2 protein-coding genes are annotated in these 25,163 nt (G+C 72.0%); both read left to right on the plus strand.

The genetic code is table 11. The features are described 5' to 3' along the window. Positions 1 to 118 precede the first annotated feature (118 nt). Positions 119 to 23,824, plus strand: coding sequence for a hypothetical protein (locus QWU11_RS31955; protein ID WP_290118197.1), 23,706 nt, complete (start codon positions 119 to 121; stop codon positions 23,822 to 23,824). An 89-nt stretch (positions 23,825 to 23,913) separates the two neighbouring features. After that, on the plus strand, positions 23,914 to 25,026 hold the full coding sequence (locus QWU11_RS31960) for an RICIN domain-containing protein (protein ID WP_290118198.1): 1,113 nt from the start codon (positions 23,914 to 23,916) through the stop codon (positions 25,024 to 25,026). Positions 25,027 to 25,163 lie beyond the last annotated feature (137 nt).

A 25,163-nucleotide genomic window follows, 5' to 3' on the forward strand; every position in this document is an offset into this window, starting at 1 on the left:
CAAGCCCGCCGCCAAGGAAGGCCACTCTGACCCGCTGACTCAGGCGGACCAGGTCATCGACAGGGCGACCGGTCCTGAGGGCACGCGTCGGCCGCCGTCGAACACGGACTACGTCTCGGTGCGCAATCAGATCGCGCGGACGATCCGTACGGACGGCCTGAAGGCCGCGCAGGCCAAGGCGCACGAACTCCTGCAGCCGCGTCCGCCGCGCCCGGCGGCCGAGCCTGCGGGCAGGGAACCCGCCTCCCCGCCGAAATCCTCGTCCGGCGAGCCGAAGCCGTCGGCGAGCGGCGATCCCAAGACGGCCGCCGGTGGCGGCGAGCAGTCCGGGAGCGGCCGGCCCGGCGGTAAGCAGGGCGCCGGGAAGGCGGGGAAACCCGGGAAACCCGGTCTGCCCACGCGAACGCCGGAGCAGGTGGCGGAGACGGCTCGGAAGATCGCGCATGACGGTGGTCTGGGCGAGGCCGAGGCGGCGGAGTGGGGGAAGAAGTTCGCGGCGGCTCAGCGGGATGAGGGACCTGCGGGAGTCGGCAAGCTTCACACAGAGCTGACGCAACGGATCACCCAGGCGAAGCATTCGCCGGAGCAGGTGGCGGAGACGGCCCGGAAGATCGCACATGACGGTGGTCTGGACGAGGCCGAGGCGGCGAAGTGGGGGGAAAGGTTCGCGACCGCTCACCGTGAGGGAGGACCCGCAGATGTCCGGAAGCTCCACCAGGAGCTGACGAACCGTATCTCCCAGGTATCGCTCGAGCGTCTTCTGCAGAGGCCACAGGGCCGTCGTCGTCCCGATCTGGCCGATCCGCCTGACGGGCCGGGCCGGCCGGGTGCCCGGCCGGCGCGTTCGCCGGAGCAGGTCGGAGAGGCGGCTCGGGGCGCCGCGCGTGACGGTGGTCTGGGTGAGGACGAGGCGGCGAAGTGGGGGGACAAGTTCGCGCAGGCCCAGCGGGATGAGGGGCCTCCGGGTGTCGCCAAGCTCCAGCGACAGCTGACCGATCGGATCACCGAGGTGGCGGCGAACCGCGACCTGAAAGGGCCGCAGGGTCGCCGTCGCCCTGACCTGGCTGATCCGCCGGTGAAGCCGAAGAAGCCGGGCGGGCTGGGTGCTCGCCCGGAGCGGTCGCCGGAACAGATGGCGGAGACGGCTCGCAGCACCGCGCGTGACGGTGGTCTGGACGAGGCCGAGGCGGCGAAGTGGGGGGACGAGTTCGCGCAGGCTCAGCGGGACGGGGGGCCCGCGGAGATCAAGAAGCTCAACCGGGAGCTCACGGAGCGTATTGACCAGGCGTCGCTCGAGCGGATGTTGAAGAGGCCGCAGGGCCGTCGTCCTGATCTGGCCGATCCGTCGAAGAAGCCGGGCCGGCTGGGTCCCCGGCCGGAGCGTTCGCCGGAGGCGATGGGCGAGACGGCTCGAGACACCGCGCGTGACGGTGGCCTGAGTGAGACCGAGGCGGCGGAGTGGGGAAAGAGGTTCGCGGAGGCCCAGCGGGACGGGGGGCCCGCGGAGATCAAGAAGCTCAACCGGGAGCTCACGGACCGTATCACCGAGGCGTCGGTGACTCGCGACCTGAAGACGCCGCAGGGTCGTCATCGTCCGGACCGGGCCGATCCGCCGAAGAAGCCGGCGGGATCGGGCCGGTTGGGCGCCCGGCCGTCGCGTTCTCCGGAGGAGATCGCGGAGACGGCTCGTGGCGCCGCCCGCGGTGGCGGCCTGGGTGAGGACGAGGTGGCGCGGTGGGGGGAGAGGTTCGCGGAGGCCCAGCGTGACGGGGGGCCCAAGGCGGTCGCGAAGCTTCACAAGGAGCTGACGAACCGTATCTCCCAGGCATCGCTCCAGCGGTCGTTGCAAAAGCCGCACGGCCGTCGTCCCGACCCGAGTGATCCGCCGAAGAAGGCGGGTCGGCCGGGGGGCCGGTTGGGCGCCCGGCCGGCGCGTTCGCCTGAGGAGATGGCGGAGACGGCCAGCAGTACCGCGCGGCTCGGCGGCCTGGATGAGGACGAGGCGGCCGATTGGGGGGACAGGTTCGCGGACGCCCAGCGCGATGAAGGACCCGCGGCGATCAAGAGGCTCCAGCAGGAGTTGGAGAACCGCATCACCGAGGTGTCGGTCGACCGCGATCTGACGACCCCGCACGCCCCCCGGCCCGACCCCGCCGACTCGATCGGCGGCAGACCCGGCAAGCCCGGCGGCGGCAAGGGGCGTATCGGGGGCGGGGCCCCACCCGGTCCTCGCCAGAAAGGCCCCATCGGCGGCGGCCCGGCCGGCGCGGCCGGGCGCACCACCGACCGCGGCAGCGGGCCGCCGGCACCGGCGAAGCCCCGTCCGGAACCGGCGAAGGACGGCGGCCGGGACGGCACCGTCCCTCCCACGACCGGCCGCCGCGACGACGTGCCCGCGGCACACGAGGACGAGACCCATAGTGTGCGGCCCTCCCGGCAGCGTACGGGCGAGGCCGGAGCGAACCGGCTCACGCCGTCACGTACCGAGGTCGCGCCGGGCCCGTCCCATGAGGAGCCCGCGCCGCAGGAGACCGGGCCGGGCACGGACACGTCTCCGGCCGGCGGCCGGCCAGAGGTCCGCACCTCGTCCGGCCCGGCGCGTCCGGAACCGAGCGCCGGCTCTGCCGCACCGGACGCGGGCCCGGCGCCCCAGGGCCACACCGTCCCCGGCCCGGCCGCCACCGGCGCCCCCCGGGCCGAGGACGAGCCGCCCGCCACGGGTGCCGGTGATGCCGCAGAGCGACCCGGCGGCTCGGGCCCACAGAAGACGGTTCCGGGCGAGGAGCCGCCGGTCGGCACGGCGCCGGCGCCGGGGCGGCGGATGCCGGAGGTCGAGGACCGGCCGGTGCCCACCGGGTCTGCGGACCCGGTGGAGACGACCGCCACGTCGCGTCCGCAGGCCGAGGAGGAGGGCCTGCCGGCGGCGTATCGCCGGCTCCAGGAGGCCGAGACGGCTCACCAGACGGCGCAGCGGTTGGCCGCCGCTCCCGGCGGCCAGGGGACCTCCGAGGGAGAGGCTCGGCTACAGCGGCTGGCGGACCAGGTGACGCAGGCGAAGGCCGCCGTCGTACGGAACCTCGCCGCGCTCGACGAACCGCGGATCCCCCCGGAGGCCGCCGGCCCGGCGGAGGAGTGGACGCCGCCCACCGTCACCGGGACGTACCACCCGGCCTCGTCTACGGTCACCCTCGGCGGCCGGGAGCGGGATCCGCAGCAGACGGCACGGTGGATCATGCGGAACACGGCGTACGAGCCGGGCGATCCGGTCGTGCTGGAGGCTCCTGGAGCAGGGGCAGGCGGGCCGGCGGGCGAACCGTCCTTCGCGGACGAGGTCGCCACTCGGCTCGGCGGGCCGGTCCTCGCCCCGCATCCCACCTCGGATGGCTACACCGTGCACCCGCCCCGGCCGCTGCCCGCGGAGCCGGCGGAACCCGCGAAGCCGGCCGAAGCCGCGAGGCCCGGCGCGGACGCGCCGGCAGAAGAGGTCACCCCGACGGCGGCGTACGGGCTCTACTCGGTGGTGGGCCGACCGGACGACCATCCGGAACACGCCGCGCCGTCCGCACCGAGAGGAGAGCGGCGGCACCTGCGGGACATTCTGCGGCGTGCAGGTCGTCCACGCGACGCGCGGACGACGCCGGAGTCCGGGGGCCGGCGGTCCGAGACGTCCACGGCAGGTCAGCGACCGCCGGCGACGTCTCCGGACGCCTCGGCGCTCGCGGCCATGCCGCCGGAGGAGCGGGCGTCCGCGCTGGAGGCGATGTCACCGGCGCGACTGGACGCCGCGGCGGCCGACCGCGCCTTCGTCGACCGGCTGCACGACCTGCTGCCGCCTGCGGAGTTCACGGCGGCGGCGGCGCAGCTGATGATCCGGACGCCGCCGGGAACGGAGGAACCCGCGCGGCGCAGGCTGGCGGCGCTCATCACCTCGATGCTCCAGAGCCCGGACAGCGCGCTGACGTTGCTCCGGTCCGGTTACCAGGTGTTCGTCATCCCGAGGAACGAGACGGTGACCTCCCTGGCGCCCTGGCGCGAGTACGCCGGGTCGACGGTGGACGGCGCTTCCGGACAAGCGTGGGACGAGGTCAGGGCGGTCGTCGGCGACGAGAGCATGGCCGTCGGGGAGGAGTACCTGCTCGGCGGAGCCACCCGAATGGCGAGGCTCGGGACGGTCACCCAGCCACGCGGCCTCTCCGAGGTCGCGCACGACTTCGGGCAGGCGATCTACCGCGCCGGACTGCAGGAGGAGCAACTGCGGCTTCTCCAAACGGTGTTCGACGCCGCGCACGCCGACGAGCGGGCGGGACGGCCCGCTCCGTGGCCGGGCGGTCCGTTGCGCGTTCCCGAACGCCCCGGCAAGATCAACTCCTCGGCCCGTCACGCGGAGGACCTCTTCGCGGAGGCCGCGACCACGTGGCTGGGACTCAACGTCCTGCCGGACCGGTACACGCGAATGCCGCACAACAACGGAGCGGACTGGGTTCGTGCGCACCTGCCGCGGCTGGTCCCCCTTCTGGAGCGGACGCTGGGGACAGATCCCCAGGTCACGGCGCTGGTCGCGATGTCACACCGTGATCGCGTGTCGGAACTGCAAGGTATGTCGCCGGAGCAACGGGAGAGCCTGAGCTCGGACCCGGCTCGTGTCACCCAGCTGCGTGACCTGCTGACTCCGGCGGAGTTCGCGGCGGTGGCGGCCGCCCTGATGATCCGGGCACCGGCGGGAGAGGGGAGGCCGGTCGAGGCGGGGCGCAGGTTGCACGCGCTCCTCAGCACCGCGCTGGAGAACCCGGCGGTGGCGGACTCGATGCTCTCGGCCGGCCACCGGGTCTCCGTCCTGCCGAGAGGCCCGGAGCCCGGACGTGGCCCCGCCGGAAGGACGACCGTCGCCGAGGAGTCCCTCCTCGGCGGGGGGTCGTCGCCGGGCCACGGCGAGCCCGCCACGCGAACGCCGGATTACTCCGTCGTGATGAGCGAGCTCGCGCGTGCCGTCTACGGCGGGGGGCTGAACGATGACGATCGCCGCCTGGTCGAGGAGGCGTTCGCCGCCGAGCGGCCCGCTCAGATCAACGATGTGGAGGGTTTCTTCGCGGAGCTCGCGAACGCCTGGCTGGGGACGGACGGCCGTACGAGCCCCGCACGCGTTCGGGCGGACCGGCCGCTCCTGGTTCCCCTCCTTGAGCGGATCTGGGGGAGCAATCCCCAGGTCGCCCGGCTGGTGGGGATGTCTCCTCAGGATCGGGCGGCGGAACTGGAGTACATGCCGCCCGAGCTACGTGAGGACCTTGCCTCGGATCCGGTCGCCGTCGCGCGGCTGCGCGATCTGCTGCCCGCTCCGGAGTTCGCGGCCGTGGCGGCGCGGCTGACGATTCGGGTGCCACCGGAGGTGGAACGGCCGGTGACGGCGCGGCGGCGGTTGCAGGCGCAGGCCGCCGCGCTGCTCCAGAATCCCGATGTCGCGGAACGCCTGCTCGTGGCCGGCTACCGGATGATCGTCCTGGCGAGAGCGGAGAGCATCACCTCCCTCGAACGCTTTGATCACCTCGCCGGGAAGCCGGTGGGGAGCGATGCCATCAACGGCTACTTCGACGACTTCCGCGGCCTGACCGCTCGGGGGAGGAAGCCGGTAAGCACTGCGCCCGAAGAGGACATCTTCGGTGAAGCGCCTGGTCGGCGCCCCGGCTTCACGCTGATACACGAATTCGCACACGGCGTCTTCTACAACGCCTTCAGCGAGGAGGACCGGGGGCTCATCCAGGAGGTCTTCGACGCCGACTGGGCTGCGGAGAGGGCCGGTGATCCGGCGCCATGGCCGGACGGCCCGTTGCGCGGCCCCGGGCGAACAGAGACCAACTATTCGGCGACCAACAGCAGTGAGTTCTTCTCGCAGCTGACCAACGCCTGGTTCGGGGTGAACAGCGGGATCGCCCCGCAGACGGGCATGCCGCGGAACGACGGCGCGGACTGGGTTCGCCGACACGTACCGAAGCTGGTCCCTCTCCTCGAACGGACCTACGGCACGGAGCCCCAGGTGACCCTCCCCGCCCCGGCCACGGACGCCGAAGAGGTCACCCACCATGCCTTCCGGCGGTTGTGGGAGCGGGTCGAGCCCAGTGCTCCGGCGGACGAGGCGGCGCGGCTGACGGCGATGCCCCCCGTTGACCGGGCGAAGGCGCTGGCGGAGATGTCCGCGGGGCATCGGCTGGCAGCGCTGGCGTCGTTGTCGTCCGCCCAGCGCGCGAGTCTGGCCGCCGACCGTGCGTTCGTGCGTCACCTGCGCCTTCTGCTGGCGAACCCGCGAGCGTTCGGAGACGTGGCGGCCCAGCTGATGATCCGGGTGCCGCCGGCGGTGCGGAAGCCCGTTCAGGCGAACTACCGGCTGTGGGAGTTCCTCACCACCGGGCTCGGTGACCCGGCGGTGACGGAGCGTCTGCTCACGCACGGGTACGAGGTGTTCGTCATTCCGAGGGACGAGAGCCTGACGTACCTGGAGCCGTGGCGTGATCGTGCCGGGACGGGACCCGGACCCGGCCGGAGCCACGAGGCCCGGAGCGGGCTCGCCGACCGGGGCGCCGCCATCGGGGAGGAGTACCTCCTCGGCGGAGACACCTCGATCGGGCACCACGAGCCCGTCACGGAGCGGGACGGTCGGCTGGCGGCCACGCTCGTGCTCGCCCAGGCCGCCTACCGGATCGGGCTGAGCGACGAGGACCGGCGGGTCGTACGGGAAGCGTTCGACGCCGCGCACGCCGACGAGTCGGCGGGCAGGCCCGTGGAGTGGCCGGGCGGTCCGCTGCGGAACCCGGCGCGGCCCGGCGAGGTCAACTCCTCGGCCCAGAACGCGGAGCGTTACTTCGCGGAGATCGTGGCCACGTGGCTGAAGATCAACAAACGGTCCGACCCGCACACGGGACTGCCGCACAACAACGGGACGGCGTGGGTACGCGCGAACGCGCCGCGGCTTCTTCCCCTCCTCGAACGGCTGTACGGGAGACTCTTCGGCCGGCCGCAGACGGGCATCGTCGAGGCGACGCTGCTGGCGGAGATGTCCCACGACGAGCGGATGTCGGCCCTGGAGGCGATGTCTCCGGAGCACCTGTCGAGCATGGGCACGGGCCTGTACTTCGGGAAGTTCCTGCACCAGGCCCTGCCGCGAGCGGAGTTCGCGGCCGTGGCGGCACAGATCATGATCCGGGTGCCGGAGGGCGTGCGGGAGCCCGTACGGGTGCGGCGCAGGCTCGCGGCGCTCCTGACACCGATGCTCCAGAACCCGGAGGCGGCCGTGCGGATGCTTTCGGACGGTTACCGGGTGTTCGTCATCCCGAGGAACGCGCCGCTGACGTCCCTGGAGCACTGGCGCGCGCGAGCCGGCACGTCGTCCCACGGTGTGCCGTGGGACGAGGTCAGGAACGTCATCGCCGGCCGGCGGCTGGCCATCGGCGAGGAGTACGTGTCCGGGGGCGGCACGTCCATCGGGGACCACGACCCGGTGACCCGGCCACGCGGCTACTCGATGGTCACGATCCTGTTCGGCGCGTCGCTCTATCAGCGCGGACTCACCGACGAACAGCGGCAGCTTCTCCAGACGGCCTTCGACGCCGCGCACGCCCGTGAGCGGGCCGGCCGGCCCGCTCACTGGCCGGGCGGCCCGCTGGAGAACCCCGACCGCCCCGGAGAGAAGAACTCCTCGGCCCAGGACGCCGAGGACTTCTTCGCCGAACTCGGCAGTGCGTGGCTGGGCACGAACACCTGGCCGGACCCGTCCACGGGACTGCCGCGCAACAACGGCGCGGACTGGGTTCTCGACCACCTGCCGCGGCTCGTCCCCCTCATGGAGGAGTATTTCGGCGGCGATCCTCAGGCGATGCGGCTGGTCTCGATGACTCCCGAGGATCGGGCGTCGGCGATCGAGAGCATGGCGCCGGAGCAGCGGGACAGGCTGGCCGCCGACCCGGTCGCCCACCGTCAGTGGCGTCACCTGCTGCCTCCGCCCGAATACGGCGCGCTCGTGCGGCTCACGGGGGGCTCCGGGAGCGCGCCGACGACACGCCGTACCGATCCGAGCGCCGGGCTCCCGGCCCAGGGCACCACCTCGGCCGGGCCGTACTCCGTGGTCGGGCGGCCGGACGACCAGCCCCTGCACTCCGCGCCGCCCGCGCCGAGAGGACGGCGGCAGCCCGACGCCGTACCGCCGGCGCCGGAGTCCGCCGGAGCGTTCGCGGCGGATCGGCCGACGCGGCTGCTGGCGATGTCCCCGCAGGACCGGGCGTCGGAGCTGGACAACATGCCGCCCGAGGTACGGGAGAGTCTGGCCTCGGACCCGGCTCTCGTCGCCCGGCTGCGCAGGTCGTTGCCTGCCCCGGAGTTCGCGGAGACGGCGGCGCGGCTGATGATCCAGGTGCCGCCGGAGGTGGAGCGCCCGGTGACGGCGCGGCACCGTCTGCAGGGGTATCTCGCCGCGATGCTCCAGAACCCCGATGTGGCCGAACGCCTGCTCAAGGCCGACTACCGGGTGGTCATCCTGGCGAGCGGAGAGAGCCTGACCACCCTCGAACGCTTTGGCCGTCTCGCCGGGACGCCGATTCGTCAGGACGACCACAACGGCTACTACGACGACTACCGCGGCCTGACCAGACGGGGGCATCGGCCGGCGAGCAGCGCCCCGGAAGAGGACATCTTCGGCGATGGGTACGGCCGGGACGCCGGTTCCATGGTGGTCCACGAAGTCGCCCACGGCGTTTTCCACAACGTGTTGAGCGAAGACGACCTGCGGCTCGTGCAGCAGGTCTTCGACGCGAAGTGGGCCGAGGAGCGAGCCGGTGACTCGGCGCAGTGGCCGGACGGCCCGCTGCGCGGTCCCGGCGGCCTGGGCAGGATCAACTACTCGGCGACCAACAGCAGTGAGTTCTTCTCGCAGCTGACCAACGCGTGGTTCGGGGTGAACGGCGGAGTCACCCTGGAGACGGGATCGCCGCGGAACAACGGCGCGAGCTGGGTTCGCCAGAATGTGCGGGAGCTGATCCCTCTCCTCGAGCGGACCTTCGGTGCGGACCCTCGGATCACCGTTCCGGCCGAGCCGGTCCAGGCCGTGCAGGCCGAAGACGCCGCCCACGACGCCTTCCGGCGGTTGTGGGAGCGGGCCGATCCGGATACTCCCCCGGATGAGGCGGCGCGGCTGTCGGCGATGGACCCCCTCGACCGGGCGAGGACCCTGACGGAGATGCCGTCGGAGCTCCGGCTGTCGGTGCTGGCGTCGATGTCGCCCGAACAGCGCGCGGGCCTGGCCACGGACCGGGTGTTCGTGCGTCACCTGCGCGTTCTCCTGCAGAACCCGCGGGAGTTCGGGGACGCGGCGGCGCTGCTGATGATCCGGGTGCCGCCGGGGGTGCGGCAGCCCGTCCACGCGGGTTTCCGGCTGTGGGAGCTCTTCTCCACTGCGCTCGGCGACCCCGCCGTGGCGGAGCGCCTGCTCACGGTCGGGTACGAGCTGTACGTCATCCCGAGGGGCGAGGCGCGGACCGTCCTCACCGGTGGCAGCGCCGCCATCGGTGAGGAGTACCTCCTCGGCGGAAGCGTCTCGACGCAGGGTCAGGCGCCCGTCTCGCCGCCGGACGCCCAGCTGACGGTCACCCTCTTGCTCGCGCGAGCCGTCTACCGCGATGGCCTGAGCAAGGACGACCGGCAGTCCATCAGGGAGGCGTTCGACGCCGCGCACGCGGAGGAGCGGGCGGGCCGGCCCGTGCCGTGGCCGGGTGGTCCGTTGCGCGACCCCGAGCGGCCCGGTCAGGTGAACTCTTCGGCGCGGGACGCAGAGGGGTTCTTCGCCGAGCTGGCGGCCACGCGGCTGAGGATGAACGACCGGCCCGACCCGTACACGGGACTGCCGCACAACAACGGGGCGGATTGGGTCCGTACGCACGCACCAAGGCTTGTTCCCCTCCTCGAACGGCTGTACGGGCGAAGAGACGGCCGGCCGTCGACGGGAATCGTCGACGCGGTGCAATTGGCGGAGATGTCCCACGAGGGCCGGATGTCGGTGCTGGAGGGGATGTCGGCGGAGCAACACAAGACGTTGGCCGCAAGCCTGAATTTCGCGCGATACCTGCGCCAGTCGCTGTCGCGGTCGGAGTTCGCGGCGGTCGCGGCGCAACTGATGATCCGGATCCCGGAAGGGGTGAAGGACCCCGCGCGGGCGCGGCGCAGGCTGGCAGCGCTCCTCACGCCGGTGCTCCAGAACCCGGAGGCGGCCGAGAGGATGCTCTCGGCCGACTACCAGGTCTTCGTCATCCCCAGGAACGCGAGTGTGACGTCTCTGGAGCCCTGGCGTGAGCAGGCCGGCGTCGCGACCGAGGGTTCGTCGTGGGATGAGGCCAGGAACGTCATCGCGGACAACAGGCTGGCCCTCGGTGAGGAGTTCCTGTTCGGCGGGCGCACGCCCATCGGCGACGAGGGCCGGGTGACCCAGCCACGCGGCTATTCGACCGTCATGATGCTGTTCGGGTCGGCCGTCCACCAGTACGGGCTCACCGCTGAGCAGCGGCGGCTCGTCAGCACGGCCTTCGAGGCCGGACACGCCAACGAGGAGGCAGGCCGGCCCGCCCACTGGCCGGGCGGGCCGTTGGAGAACCCCGACTACCCGGGAGAGAAGAACTCCTCGGCCACGCTCGCCGGGGACTTCTTCGCGGAACTCGGTACCGCGTGGCTGGGAATGAACGTCTGGCCGGACCCCACCACGGAACTGCCGCGCAACAACGGCGCGGACTGGGTCCTCGAACACCTGCCGCGGCTGGCCCCCCTCATGGCGGACTACTTCGGCGACGACCCCCAGGCGACGCGCCTGATCGCGATGCCCCCCGAGGACCGGGCGTCGAAGATCGAGGACATGTCGCCGGAGCAGCGCCAGAGGCTGGCCGCCGATCCGGTCGTCCACCGTCAGTGGCGCGACCTGCTGCGCCCGGCCGACCACGCGGCCATGATCGAACTCCTGGAGGAAGGCGCCACCTCGGCGGGGCCGTACTCCGTGGTGGGGCGGCCGGACGACCGGCCCACGCACTCCGCCCCGGGAGCCGCGGGAGAGGATCGGCGTTCCGGCGCCGTACCGCCGACGCCGGCAGAGCCCGCAGAGCCCGCAGAGCCGGCCGAGACGGACCCGGCGGATCGGCTGGCGGCGATGTCCCCGCAGGAGCGGGCGTCGGAGCTGGACAACATCTCGCCCGAGGTACGGGAAGGCCTGGCCTCGGACTCGGCTCTCATCGCCCGGCTGCGCGACCTGCTGCCCGCTCCGGAGTTCGCCGACACGGCGGCGCGGTTGATGATCGAGGTGCCGCCGGAGGTGGAGCGGCCGGTGACGGCGCGGCACCGTCTGCAGGGATATCTCGCCGCGATGCTCCAGGACCCCGATGCGGCGGAACGTCTGCTCGCGACCGGCTACCGGGTGATCATCCTGCCGAGGACGGAGAGCCTGACCTCCCTCGGCCGTTGGCGTCACCTCGCCGGAAAGCCGCTTCGGCGCAACACCCACAACACCTATCACGACGACAACCGTGGCGTCACCTCTACGCGGAATCCCAAAAGGAGCAGCGCTCCCGAGGAGAACATCCTCGGGGAGGGGAGAAGCCTCGCAAGCGGTTCCACCGTGATCCATGAGGTCGCGCACGCCTTTCACACCAACGTCCTCAGCGAGGAGGAGCGGCAGCTCGTCCGGGCGGTCTTCGACACCAACTGGGCCGAGGAGAGGGCCGGCAACCCGGCGCCGTGGCCGGACGGTCCGTTGCGGGGCCCTGACGGAACACGACCGATCAACTACTCGGCGACCAACAGCAGCGAGTTCTTCTCGCAACTGAGCAACGCCTGGTTCGGGACGAACGAGGGGACTTCCAGCGCGACGAGGTTGCCCCTGAACAACGGCGCGGGCTGGGTCCGTGAGAATGTCCGGGACCTGGTTCCTCTCCTCGAGCGGGTCTACGGCGCGCATCCCCACGTCACCGTTCCCACCGACTCCGCCGGGACCACGGACGACGAGAACCTGACGCACCTCGCCTTCCGGCGGCTGTGGGAGCGGAGCGAGTCCGACACTCCCCCCACACCGGCGGACGAGGCGGTACGGCTCCTGGCGATGAGTCCCCTCGACCGGGCGAAGGCCCTGGTGGAGGAGATGTCCCTGGAGTTCCGGCTGTCGGTGCTGGGCTCGATGTCGCCGGCGCAGCGCGCCGCCCTGGCCACGGACCGGGAGTTCGTGCGTCACCTGCGCGTCCTGCTGCGGAGCCCGCTCGACTTCGGGGAGATCGCGGCCCAGCTGATGATCCGTGTGCCGGCCGGGGTACGGCAGCCCGTCCAGGCGGGCCACACACTCTGGGAGCTTCTCACCACCGTGCTCGGCGATCCGGCGGTGACGGAGCGTCTTCTCACGCGCGGGTACGAGGTGTCCGTCATCCCGAGGGAGGACGGTCTCACGTCGTCCGCGATCGCCGAGGGGAGCGCCGCCGTCGCGGAGGAGCATCTCCTCGGCGGAGGCATCTCGGCGGGGGGCCACGAGCCGGAGCCGGACGGTCATCCGATGGTGACGTCCCTGCTCGCGCGGGCGGTCTATCGCGATGGGCTGAGTGAGGGGGACCGAAGGTCCATCGGCGAGGCGTTCGCGTCCGCGCACGCCGAGGAGCGGGCGGGCGGGCCCGTGCCGTGGCCGGGCGGCCCGTTGCGCGATCCCGAGCGGCCGGGCCAGGTCAACTCCTCGGCGCGGGACGCGGAGGGGTTCTTCGCGGAGCTTGCGGCGACGTGGCTGGGGATGAACGACCGGCCCGACCCGTACACGGGACTGCCGCACAACAACGGCGCGGCCTGGGTTCGCACGCACGTACCGCGCCTGGTCCCCCTTCTCGAACGGCTGCACGCGATCGAGACGAGCCGGCCGGCGACCTCCACCGCTCAGGCGGCGCTGCTGGCGGAGATGTCGCACGAGGACCGGACGTCGGCGCTGGAGTCGATGTCCCCGGAGCAGCGCGCGAGCCTGGGTGCGAGCCCGCGCTTCAGCAATCGGCTGCGGGAGTCTCTGCCTCCATCGGAGTTCGCGGCGGTCGCGGCGCACTTGATGATCCGGATTCCCGAAGGAGTGGTGGAGCCCGTACAGGCGCGGCGCAGGCTGGCGGCGCTCCTCACGTCGATGCTTCACTCCCCGGATACGGCCGAGGGCATGCTGTCGGCCGGTTACCAGGTGTTCGTCATTCCGAGGAACGCACCCGTGACGTCCCTGGAGCCCTGGCGTGAGCACGCCGGAACCTCGGTCGCCGACTGGCCATACGATGAGGAACGGTTCGCTCGCACTCCCGGGAGGCTCGCCGTCGGGGAGGAGTACCTGCTCGGCGGGGGCAGCTCGATCGGCGGCGGACAGGCGATGACCCGGTCGGCCGGTTACTCCTCCGTCGTCGCCATGCTCGGACTGGCGGTCTACCGGGCCGGGCTCCTCGACGAGGAGGCGGTGCCCTTCCGCAGGGCCTTCGAGGCCGCGCACGACAATGAGGAGGCCGGCCGGCCCGCTCACTGGCCGGGCGGGCCGCTCGAGAATCCCGACCGTCCCGGAGAGGTGAACCTCTCAGCCGGGTCCAGCATGGACTTCTTCTCCGAGCTCGCCCGGACCTGGCTGGGGATGAACGTCAGCCCCGACCCGTTCACGAGCCTCGCCCGCAACAACGGCGCCGACTGGGTCCTCGACCACCTGCCGCGGCTGGCCCCGCTCATGGCGGGTCTCTTCGGCGGTGATCCTCAGCTGACGCGGCTGCTCGCGATGTCCCCTGAGGACCGGGCGTCGGCGATCGAGAGCATGTCACCGGAGCAGCGCGAGAGGCTGGCCGCCGATCCGGTCGTCGACCTTCAGCTGCGTCACCTGCTTCCACCGGACGAGTACGCGGACGTCGTGGTGCGGCTGGCGCTCGTGCGAGAACCCGGGGCGAGAGTGGCCACGCCGGCGGCGTTCGCGGACTGGGAGAGCCGGCGCTGGGACGCCCCGGTGGCGCGGGTCGCGACGGAGCGCACGTTCGACGCGGGTCCCCGGTTCCTGACGGGCGGCAGTCCGGAAGAGGTCGGCCGGACGGTGCTCGTACGGGAGAACGTCCAGCGGATCCAGGCGGCGAACGGCCAGTGGGTCCGTAACCACGTCGTGGTCCTTCCCGTACGGCCGATGCCCGGCGTCACCCCGGAGCAGGTGGCTCTTCTCGAGAACACGCTGAACGAGGCGCTCACCGACCACGTGAACCGCGGCTACCAGCTGCCGAGGTCGAAGGACCAGCTGCACGTCGAACTGAAGCTGGTCATCCAGCCCGAGCACGGGGAGGCCGTCGAGCTGCGGCCGGGCGTGACGCAGGGCGGCCCGCACGCCCGTTCCTGGGGGCTGGACGACGAACGCGGCGTCCTGACGCATGAGGTGCTGCACTATCTCGGGCTGCCGGACGAGTACCGCGACCCGCTGTCGGTGTTCCGGCGGTCCGCGAACTCCCGCGCGGTGCGGCGTGACGGCATCATGAGCGACGCGCCGTTCCACCTGTCCCAGGGGATGCCCGCCCGCTACCTGCAGATCATCGAGGACGTCGTCGACGCCACCGCCGTTCTGTACGACCACCCGCTGGACCCGCCCGCCGCGACGTCCGGCAAGTGGGCTCCGGCGGAACCCGAGGTCGTCGGCGACCCGGAGGACGTGCCGGCGCACGCCGCGCCACCGGCGCCCTCGACGACCGTGACCAAGACGGCGACGACCACGTTCGAAACCGCCTCGGGCGGGACGCTGGGCGAGTGGCTGTCCGAAGCGACGGCGGAGGCACAGAACGACGAGCCCTCGGCCGCGGACGCACCGGAGGACCTGGGCACGGCGGTTCATCGGCTGAACAAGGCGGAGCGGGCCCACCGGACCGCTCTCGCGGAGGGGCTCTCCGGCGTGGGCTCGTCCGACCCGGCGGCCAGGCTGGAGCGGCTGAGGGAGCAGATCGCGGAGGCCGAGGACGCCGTCGCACGGAGCACGATGGCGGACGGCGCTCCCGAGAGACCGGAGGGTGAGTACGGCGGAGCGCCGCCGGAGCCGGAAGACGGCCACGAGGTCGCGATCCTGGACGGCGACTACGACCCCGACACCGCCAGTCTCTTCGTGGACGGCGTGTGGCGGGACGCCGAGCGGACGGCGCGGTGGCTCGGCCGCAACACGATCTTCGAGCCGGGCGACCAGGTGGTGCTGGCCGATCCCCGTACCGGGCTGCCCGGCCCTGGCGGCGGGTCGTCGTTCGCCGCCCTTCTCGCGACCGCCTCCCGCGGTCAGGTCAGCACGCCGCCCCCGGCGGGCCACGGGACCGACTGGATCGTGCACGACCCCGGCGCCGAGCCGGCGGAGGCCGCCGAAGAGGACACGACGGCCGGGCGGGCCGATGGCGCGGAGGCTCCCGGGACCACCGGGTCGGAGGCCGCCGGCGACGGTGAACCGGCGACGGCGAAACCGCGCGGGAAGGCCGTCCACTGGACCGACGAGAACGATGGTGAGCCGGCGGGTGAGGGCGGCGGCGGGCGGCCGGACGGCGGCTCTCCGCAGAACGCCTCGGCCCAGGACGGTTCGCGGCAGCACGACCCCGGGCAGCACGGCTCCACCCCGGCCGTACCCATGTCGGTCGAGGAGGTCCTCGAGCACACGCGTGTGGGGATGCTGGGCGACCGGCCGGTGGTGGTCGGGCTGTCGGAGACGCCGGCGATGATGCGAGGGTTCACCCCGGGCAGGATTCAGGAGCTCGGCGGCCTCGTGCCGCCGCAGACCGTGTTCCTCGTGGTCCAGATCGAGGACGGCGAGGTACGGATCGGCGACCGGCCGGTTCCCCTGACCACGCTGGCCGCCGCGATCGCCGCGACGGCGCCGGGGTATCAGCCGTTCATCCTGGCGGACGGGTCGGCGGAGATCGCCGGGCCGCTGGCGGACGTGACCCAGGGGCCCGTCCTCATCGCTCCGCACGGTGCGCGCTTCGATCCGCAGAACGCCACGCTGACCGCGGTGAGCGGGAGGTCGCGGTCCGTGCCGACGGGACCCCGGTTCTCCGGGCACTTCCGGCTGTACATGCCGGGAGAGCCGGAGGGCGAGGCGATCATGTCGGTGCTGACCGGCACCCCCGCGTCCGGCGACGATCTCGCTGCCACGACGTCCCAGACGCCGAAGCCCCAGATGCCGGCGCCGAAGGATGACAAGAACGCGTCGCCTCCCGCGCCCCCGGCCGTCAACGGGATGCGGCCCACGACGGTGGACCCGGCGGCCCTGTCCATCGGCGTGCCGAGGGCCGGCCTGCCGTACATGCCGCAGCTGATCAGGTCGATCAAGGCGGCGCTGGCGGCGGAGGGCCTGACCATCAGCGAGGAGCAGAAGCTCATCCTGATCCAGCGGCTGCTCAGCAACTTCCCGTACACCCTGGGCGACAGCGGCGACGACCGGAACACGAGCGGCCTGATGGTCCCGCTGGGCGACGCCGAAATGCTCGTCACCTTCGATCCCGACGACCCGCACACCGTGGAGAACCCGGCCGGTTCCACCACCGGTCCCTCGACCCTGCCGGCGCCGGACGGCAAGCACACCGCCGTCGACACGATCAACGCGGCGTACGCGACGGGCGCCCACGTGGAGACGCACACCGGGCAGACGGGGCAGACGAAGGGCGCGCTCGCGCTGACGTTCGGGATCGGCGCGACACCGCACGTCCTGCAGGTGGTCAAGGTCGGCGGCTCGGTCTCCGGCGTCGCCAACCAGTCGAACCGCAGCTCCAGCCATGTCGCCGACGCCGAGACCGGTCACGTCGAGGACAGCCGGATCGAGTCGACCCTGGTGGCCTTCCGGCCGAACATCTCCTTCAAGGTCCGTACGACGAAGAACGGACCGGCGCCGGACTGGCAGGACGTCACGCCGACCCGCGTGGCCGATCCGGGCACGGAGAGGCTGCTGCTGTGGATACCCGAGCCGTACCTCGGGGACCCGCCCGCGGACCAGGTCACGGCCACGGGCCCCGGCGTCAAGAAGGATCGGCTTCCGAAGCACTTCTACGCGTCGGGCCTGACGAACCTCCCGGTCCTGTTCGACGAGATCATCGGCACGCTCGCCTCGCAGGGGCTCAAGCTCAAGATCGGTAGCACGCCCCGGAACGAACTGCTGCAGAAGCTGTGGAACCTGAACACCCACCTGGGCACGGCGGTCAACGACAAGCGGCGCGGTTACAAGTTCACCCTGCACGGCAAGCGGGGGAAGGAGCTCGCGACGATCCAGGTGCACAGCGAACGCCTGGGCGTGGTGCGGACCGTCGGCAAGACCAGCAACAAGGTCCACGTCGAGGACGTGAGCACCCAGATCGACGGCACCAGCGGCGGCCACACCCTCTCGCACTCGAGCACGGTGACCCCGCTGAGCGCCGAGATCGACCTGGTGCCCTCGCCGGTCAAGAACAAGGACGTGGGGGTGGGCGTCAACGCCTACGCGTCGTACACCTCGACGAAGAGCGACACCACCTCGGCCGGCCGTACGGGACTGTGGGTGCACGTGTCGCGCTACGCGGGATACACCGCCGGCTACAAGACGCGGTTCGCGCACTCGGCGAAGGTGAGCGTACGAGGCGGGTCCACCAAGCCGTCCAGCCGGAGGACCACGCGGAAGGTGATCGGCGAGGCACTGATCCGGGCGGCCGAGCCGGAGGCCTTCGAACACGGCCTTCCCGTCGATCGCGACGCGCTGAAGACGCCGCCCGCGGCCGGTGTGAACACCGTGCCGTACGCGGCGGACGCCGTACGGAACACCGGGCGCAAGCCGACGGACCCGCGGACCAAGGCGGCGCCGCCGCACCTCGTCGCGGGCGAGGGCATCGGCAAAGGCCTGATCAAGGTGTCGGACCAGACCGTCGACGCGCTCCACGCCGCACTCACCACGGAGTTCAAGGGCACGGGATTCCTGCCCGAAGACGGCGCCGACCCCTTCGCCGGAGAGCACTGGTACACCCACGGCAGGAAGCTGAGCAGCCGGGCCGACAACCAGGACCTGCTCGACAAGCTGGTCTCCCACCAGGGCCTGAACTCCCACTACGACCTGATCCACCAGGACGGGATGACCTTCACCCTGCGGCTGCGGCGCGGCGGGGCGGGCATCGACCTCGACGTGGACTCGGCGAAGGTGACGATCGCGGCGAAGCGCCGCCCCGGCCGGCGGCCGAGGTTCCTCCGGACCGTCAACGAGTACCACCTGGTGAACCTGGCGATGGGGATGGACACCGCAGGCCAGTCGACGAGCCACTCGCGGAAGATCGCCGTCGGCGTCAAGTTCAAGGTGCTGTTCAGGTTCTTGAAGTCGGCGCTGTTCGGCGCGGAGTTCCAGCGCACCGCCGGCGCGACCGACTCGGTGAGCTACCTCAACAACCGGCCCGAGCTGCTCGAAGCCCCCCAGGACGACCCCGAGAACCCGGCCGACGAATGGGAGCTGACCAGCGACTACGAGGTCAAGGTCGAGTACCAGCACTCCGGGCGTACAGGAAAGATCAACAAGGGGCGCCGCGACCGGACGCTACCGCGCATCCTGAACCAGAAGGCGGTGGCGCAGGTCCTGTCGATCGGCCACCCCGTGTCCCCGCTGCCCGCGGAGATGTCGCCGAGTGAGCTGCGGAACTCCAAGCGGCCGACGCCGTCCAGCGTGCTCGACCAGGGCGTCGTCTACCACACGAACACCACCGGGCTGCGGGCCGCGGCGGCCGGGATGCTGCGCGACCTGGTCGGCGCGGCGGGCGCGGCGGACCGGGACGTGAGCACGTTCGCCGGCCTCACCGAGATACGGGCGCACCTGAAGGAGATCGAGAACGGCGAGTACACCACCGACCGGCTGTTCGAGTCGGGGATCTTCCGCGACACGTTCGGCGCCCTGGACATCTCCGCGTCGCTGGGGCCGTCGACGTTCGCCGGTGCCACCACGAGCAAGTACGTGATGGGCCTCATCTACCTGAAACTCCTGGAGTTCAAGCTCAGCGACCTCAAGTCGTCCGGGTTCACGTGGGAGCAGCTCGACCTGGCGTTCGGCGGTCTGGCCGGGGACAGCGCCCACCGCGCCGGGCAGCCCGGCACCACGGGCATCGCCGGCCTCTCCGGCGAGTGGGACTTCAGCCGCCGCTGGCAGCTGAACAACTCCCGTACGGGCGGCGGCACGGGCGGCAAGGAGCTCATCCAGCTCAACTTCAACCGGGCGTACCTCTTCACGGCCGACGCGGACTTCCTCGTCAGGGGCCGGCAGGAGAAGCGCGCGAAGTTCCTGCCCTCGGACACGAAGCGGCCCAAGCCCAAGCACGTGAAGGGCCGCCGCACGATGTACCTGCTCTCCGAGCCCGAGGCGCTCAAACAGTACGCCGACGGCGTGGTGCCCATCTCGGACGCCCAGCTCACCGACGCCATGACCCGCTGGCGGAACGGCGAGCTCCGGCTGCCCGGCGACGTCGCCGCGGGGCTGCTCACCCGCTGGCGGACCGACCTCGCCGGCCGCCCGAAGCCCGCAGTCGACGAACTGGCCTTCGTCGACGGGCTGGGCCGCGACGTGGCACAGATCCACGACGCGGGCGGTGCGCGCGTGACGAGCGCCCAGGTGCGCCGCGACTTCGCCACGGCGTTCGGCCGGGGGCTCGCCGAGCCCCGGAACCCGGACGCGGCCCTGGCCATGCCGAACGACCTGGTCGCCTACGCGAACGGCGGGCCGGCGCTGTCCAGCAGGCGGCTGACCAAGGCCGTCACCGCGTGGCGCGCGGGTGCTCTGAGGCTGACCGGTGACGTCGCCGCGGGAGTGCTCCTGCGGTGGGCGAAGGAGGACCCCGGCGTGGCCGGGATGGACCTCGACGACCTGGTGCAGGCCCTGGCCCACCGGCACACCCAGGAGGCCTCCCCGATCCGGGACGCGGGGGTACGGAAGCGGTTCAACGAGACGTTCCAGCGAGAGCTGCCGGATCCGCCGATCGCGTTCGGAGAGGTCGAGCTCCCGGAGTACTTCACTCGGGAGGACGAGGGCGGAAACTTCCTCGGCCACAGCGGCATCGAGAAGTACTCGCACCGGAACGGCAAGTCCACGTACCAGATCGTCAAGGAGCAGATCGACAAGGTCGCGCCCGGCATGCTGACGGCCGGAGCGGAGATCTGGGACGGGAAGGGCCGGGTCATCGGCCGCTCGCAGGGCGCCGTCGACGCCCTGCAGGGGATGTTCGCCGAGCACCGCGACCTGGCGATGCTGGAAGAACTCCTCGCCTCCGGCGGTCATTCGATCTACCTCGTCAACTCGACGGGCTGGCTGCTGTCGGACGTCGTGGAGGTCAACCTCGCCAGTGTCCTGACCTCCCAGGGGGACGTACGCGATTTCCGGCCGAACACCGGTACGGAGGTCTACAGCCACGGCTACAAGTACCAGGCCAAGTCCAGCTCCCGGGACGGCGCGCAGACCTGGACGTTCGTGAAGGTCGCCAGCGGCGGTGTCGAGAGGACCACCGCCTCCGACAACGTCAACCTCAAGGTCTCCGAGGGACACCACCGGGGGACCACCCGGTCCGAGGTCGGCGTCACCGAACAGACCATCTACGACTGGAGCGGGGCCTACCTCGTCGGCTTCGAGCATGAGCTGACCGTCTCGGTGCGGCGGCTCGACATGTCCGGTCGTCCGCTGAACAACTGGCTGCAGCACGGGTTCGACCGCTGGACGAAGCACAGCGCCACCAGCAGCGTCACCGTGCCGGGCGACCTGAACCTCCTGGTGCCGCGCTCGATCACCGAAGGCGGCGTCGTGCGGGGACCGAACCCGCTGCCCGATCTCAGGCCGCTGCCCGACCTGCCGGGCAACGCCTTCATCACCGGGGCGATGCTCGACGACGCGCTGCCGATCGGCCGTGAGCTGCTGAAGAAGATCTTCAAGCCCGATGTCGTGGACCGGCTCTTCCGTATCGACGTGCACGACGGCAAGACCCGTACCAGCCTCTCCCTGCCGATGGCGCTGTCCCGCCTCAACCTGTTCAACCACCTGCGGGAGGCCACCGGCGGCGGCCGGTACTACCTGCCGGAACACCTCTTCATCCCCGGCAACTCCAGCGAGCGGGCCAGCATGTGGCTGGAGGGGGACCTGAGCGATCCCCAGGTGATCGGCACGATGAAGGAGGGCTCCGGCACCGGCCGGTACTCCAAGCACCAGAGCGGGACCACCGCCAGCGCGAGCACCGACCACACGCGCGTGGTCGGGGAGTTCTCGTTCATCACCACCGGCCAGACGGCCGGTCCGCACAACGGCCAGAACAACACCTTCGACATCGGGACGACGAACGGCCGCAGCACCGCCTTCGGCGACGGCACCGCCGGCACCGAGAACTACCGCCGTGAGCAGCACGGCAAGGAACAGGGCCCGCTCTACCTCGTACGGATGCGTTTCCGCGGCCGGCTCGGCGCCCAGAAGTTCCGGCACCACCTCTTCCGCAAGCGCACGCCGCTCGGTACTTTCTTCAGCGACCCGATCACCGGCGACGTGTACGCGAACCTGTACCAGGCAGAGCTCGAGGAGATGCGGGCCGAGATGGCGGCGGCGAAGGCGAACGCCCGGCCCCGGACGCTCGACTGGCCGGCCATGGACCAGGCGCCTCGGCACGATCTGGCGCCGCTCCTGTCCGACGCGGCCCAGGCCAAGCTGGGCGCGGAGCGGGCCTACCAGCACGTCGCCCGCCACATCCGTACGAACGGCGGCGCGGACCGGCCGGTCGTCCTGACGGCCGACGAGAGGGCGATCGCGGTCCAGGCGCACGAGACCGTACTGCGCTGGGCGGTGCGCACCATGCAGGCCGACCTGGCGGCGGCGCGGGCGGGCGGCCGTCGGGTGGCGCCGCCGTACGCGCTCCAGCAGTACCGGCTTGCCCTTGACATCCGGCGTACGGTCGGCGGTTCCACCGAGTCCGTGGCGCAGGCGACGCAGGACATCATCAACGAGGTCAACCGGTGGCACACGGAGCGTCCGGGCGCCTCGTCCGCCGCCCCCCTCCCGCTGCCTCCGGAGGTCGCGGTCCTGGAGATGGACCTGACCTCGCTGGGGCGCAACGTCGCGCACGCCATCAACTCTCACGTACGGGTGGACGTCACACGACCGGACGGCACGGTGGGCCGGACCTGGATCGACCCCGACGGCGGAACGTACGTCCTGAACCCGGAGCTGACCCACGTGGAGCGGGGGGCGGTGTGGGTGTCCGGCCCGGCCGGCGGCCGGTCCCGCTACTTCAGCTCGGCCATGGCCGAGACGCACGGGCTGCTGTCGCCCGCGCAGCGCGCGGAGGCGGACACGTACGGCCTCACCTACACCGACATGGGGCGGATCTATCGCCTGGCCCCGGCACGGCAGCAGACCTTCGAACAGGCCTTCGTCGCCGAGATCTCCGGTCGTACGGGGCGGCTGTCGTCGATCGCCCCGTCGGCGCCGGGGCTGCTGCTCCGCGCCGTGGACGCCTTGGCGTTCTGGCGCCGTGAGGCCGCCCTCCGGCACCGGCGATCGACCGACGAGGACCCGCTGGGCATGGACCTGGCACTGTCGGAGTGGGCGCACCAGGCGGAGTGGAACGAGGAGAGCGCGGCACAGATCGTCCGCGTCCTGCAGGAGACGGCGAGCGGCGGCTCGACCGGCCGCCGTCTGACCCGGAACGACGTAGGAACGTTCACCGCCCGACTCGACGCCCTGGCCGCCGCCCGACGCGCCGCAGCGGGCAAGCCCGCACCGAAACCACCCGGGACGATCGGGTCGGCGAACGGGACGGGGCCTGGTGCGGCGAGCGGGACGGGTCCGGGCACGGCGAGCGGGCCGGCCGCTGGATCGAGCGGTGGTACGAGCGGCGGTGCGGATGGCGCGGTCGCTGGTGGCGGCCGTGGTCCGGGTGACGGCGCGGCGGCCGACGCGATGGGCGGGTCCAGTGCCGTGTCGGGCGGTGGGCTCACCCCGGCGCAGGATTTGGAGCTTCAGCGGATGGGGCTGGGCCTGGTCCGGGTGCTGGCGGGTGGCGACGACATGGTCAACGCGCTGGGAGCCGTGGCGGCGGTCGAGACCTCCTCGATCGGTGGCGGGAGGCCGGCGACGCCGGTGGAGCTGCGGATGCACCTTGAGAACGCGCTCACCGCCGACCTGGCCCGCGCCCCGGGCGACCGGCGACTCTGGCCGGTCCTCGACGCACTGGCCTCCGGGCCGGGACGGCCGGCGGCCGATCCCGCGGGCGCCGGCCACATGCCGACGGGCACCGGCCATGTGCCGACGGGTGCCGATCACGTGCCGACCGACGACGAGCGTCGCGCCATGATGGCCGCGGTCAGCGCGCCCAGCGGTGACACGAGAGCGGCCGAGTTCACGCTCGCCGCGCTGGGTGCCGTCCTGGGGCTGCGGATCGTCGTGGTTCCTCCGTACGGTGTGCCGGTCGGTCTCGGGCCCGCCACCGGACGCCGGGTCGTCCTGGTGCGGTTGGCGACGGCCGGCCCGCACGCCGGAGTCTGGGCCGCAACCGAGCCGGCCCCCGCCCCTTCGACCTCGACCGAGCCGACCTCCGCCGTTCCCGCGTCTGCGATCAAGCCGGCCTCCGCCGCCGCGCTCTCGACCGAGCCGGCCTCCGCCGTTCCCGCATCCGCGCTCTCGACCGAGCCGGCCTCCGGCGCAGAGTCCGCGATCGAGCCGGCCCCCGCGCCCGCTACCGTGACCCCCCAGTCACCACCCCCGCCCCCAGCATCCCCCAGGCCGGCGCCGAACGAGCCGGCTCCGGAGCGGAGGCCGCTGGCGAACCTGGGCGTCGACCCCTTCGCGGGCCGGTGAGAGCCATCGAGTGAGCGACCGATGAGGACACAGGAAAGAAAGCCGACGCAGTGGTACATCGCCCGACCCACGCACCATGAGGAAGCACAGTGAGTGAGCAGAATCAGAACGAGCGGCGCCAGGAACGCGCGAACCTCGTCAACGCCTTCAACCGGCGTGTGTGGCAGCCGTCCGAGCAGCCGCAACTGGCCCCGCGAGTCCTCGCGGGCGGTGTCGCGCTGATCCTGGTGGCCGGGGCGGCGTTCGGCATCGGTGCGATGAAGTCCTACAGCGACAAGAAGTCCGCGGACGAGAAGGCGAAACAGGCGGCGTTGTCGACGCGTAACGGTTCGTCGTCCTCCAACGGGAACCTGTCGCGTACGCCGGTGCCCACCGCACCCGCCGGCGGGGGTGGTGGTGCCGCCCCGTCCTCGCGCGCACCGCACGCTCCCGCCCTGCCCCGGGCGGCCGCCCCGCGGCAGAGCCCGGCGGAGCACCGCACACCCCACACGAACAGCCCCTCACCAACGGCCTCGGCGTCGCCGGAGGCGGAGCACCTCTCCGACACGGACCTGAAGCGCCTCGCCACCTTCGCCGCCCAGCAGGGCGGCGAAACGGCTCCCCACATGCCACGCCCGGAGGACGACAAGACTCCGGCGCCGAGCACCAGCCCGTCCGGGACTCCCAAGGCCAAGGCCAAGGACTCCGCCCCGGCCAAGGCCGCGAAGGCCAAGCGGCCCAGCGCCGGCGGGAACCTCATGTCGAGCGTCCTGGTCAGGAACGTGAAGTCGGGCATGTGCCTCGACCTGCCCGGCAACGGTAACGGCAGCGCGGGCGGAGAGGTCAAGCCGTCCGGCTGCAACGGGTCGAGCGGCGACAACCAGCTGTGGGACCTGGTGACGAGCCAGCGCGGAGCGGGCCCGGGCGGGTCCGACCTGTTCGTCATCCGCAACAGCAAGGACCGTCTCTGCCTCGACCTGCCCGGCAGCGGTGCCGCATCCAACCAGGCCCTGGTGTCGGAAGGGTCCTGCGTCGCGGGCGGCGGCGACAACCAGCGGTGGTACCTCGACAAGAAGGCGAGCGGCCAGTACTGGGTCCGCAACTACTCCAGCAGCGGGCTGTGCCTGGACGTCTCCGGCAACGGGGCCTCCGGGATCAAGGACCCGTGGATCAGCATCTACACGTGCAGCCTCACCGACGACCACCTGTGGTCCTTCTCCTGAGCACCTAGGCAGCAGCGGCGGCGGCCGCGCGGGGCAGACGCCTCGGTGTCCGGGCTCCGTACGATCGGCAGATCCCGGGCACCGAGCCCCCTCGCGCGGCGGCGGCTCGACGTGAGCCCATGCCGCGCTCATGCCGC

This window comes from Actinomadura sp. DC4, assembly GCF_030406325.1.
Taxonomy (GTDB): Bacteria; Actinomycetota; Actinomycetes; order Streptosporangiales; family Streptosporangiaceae; genus Actinoallomurus.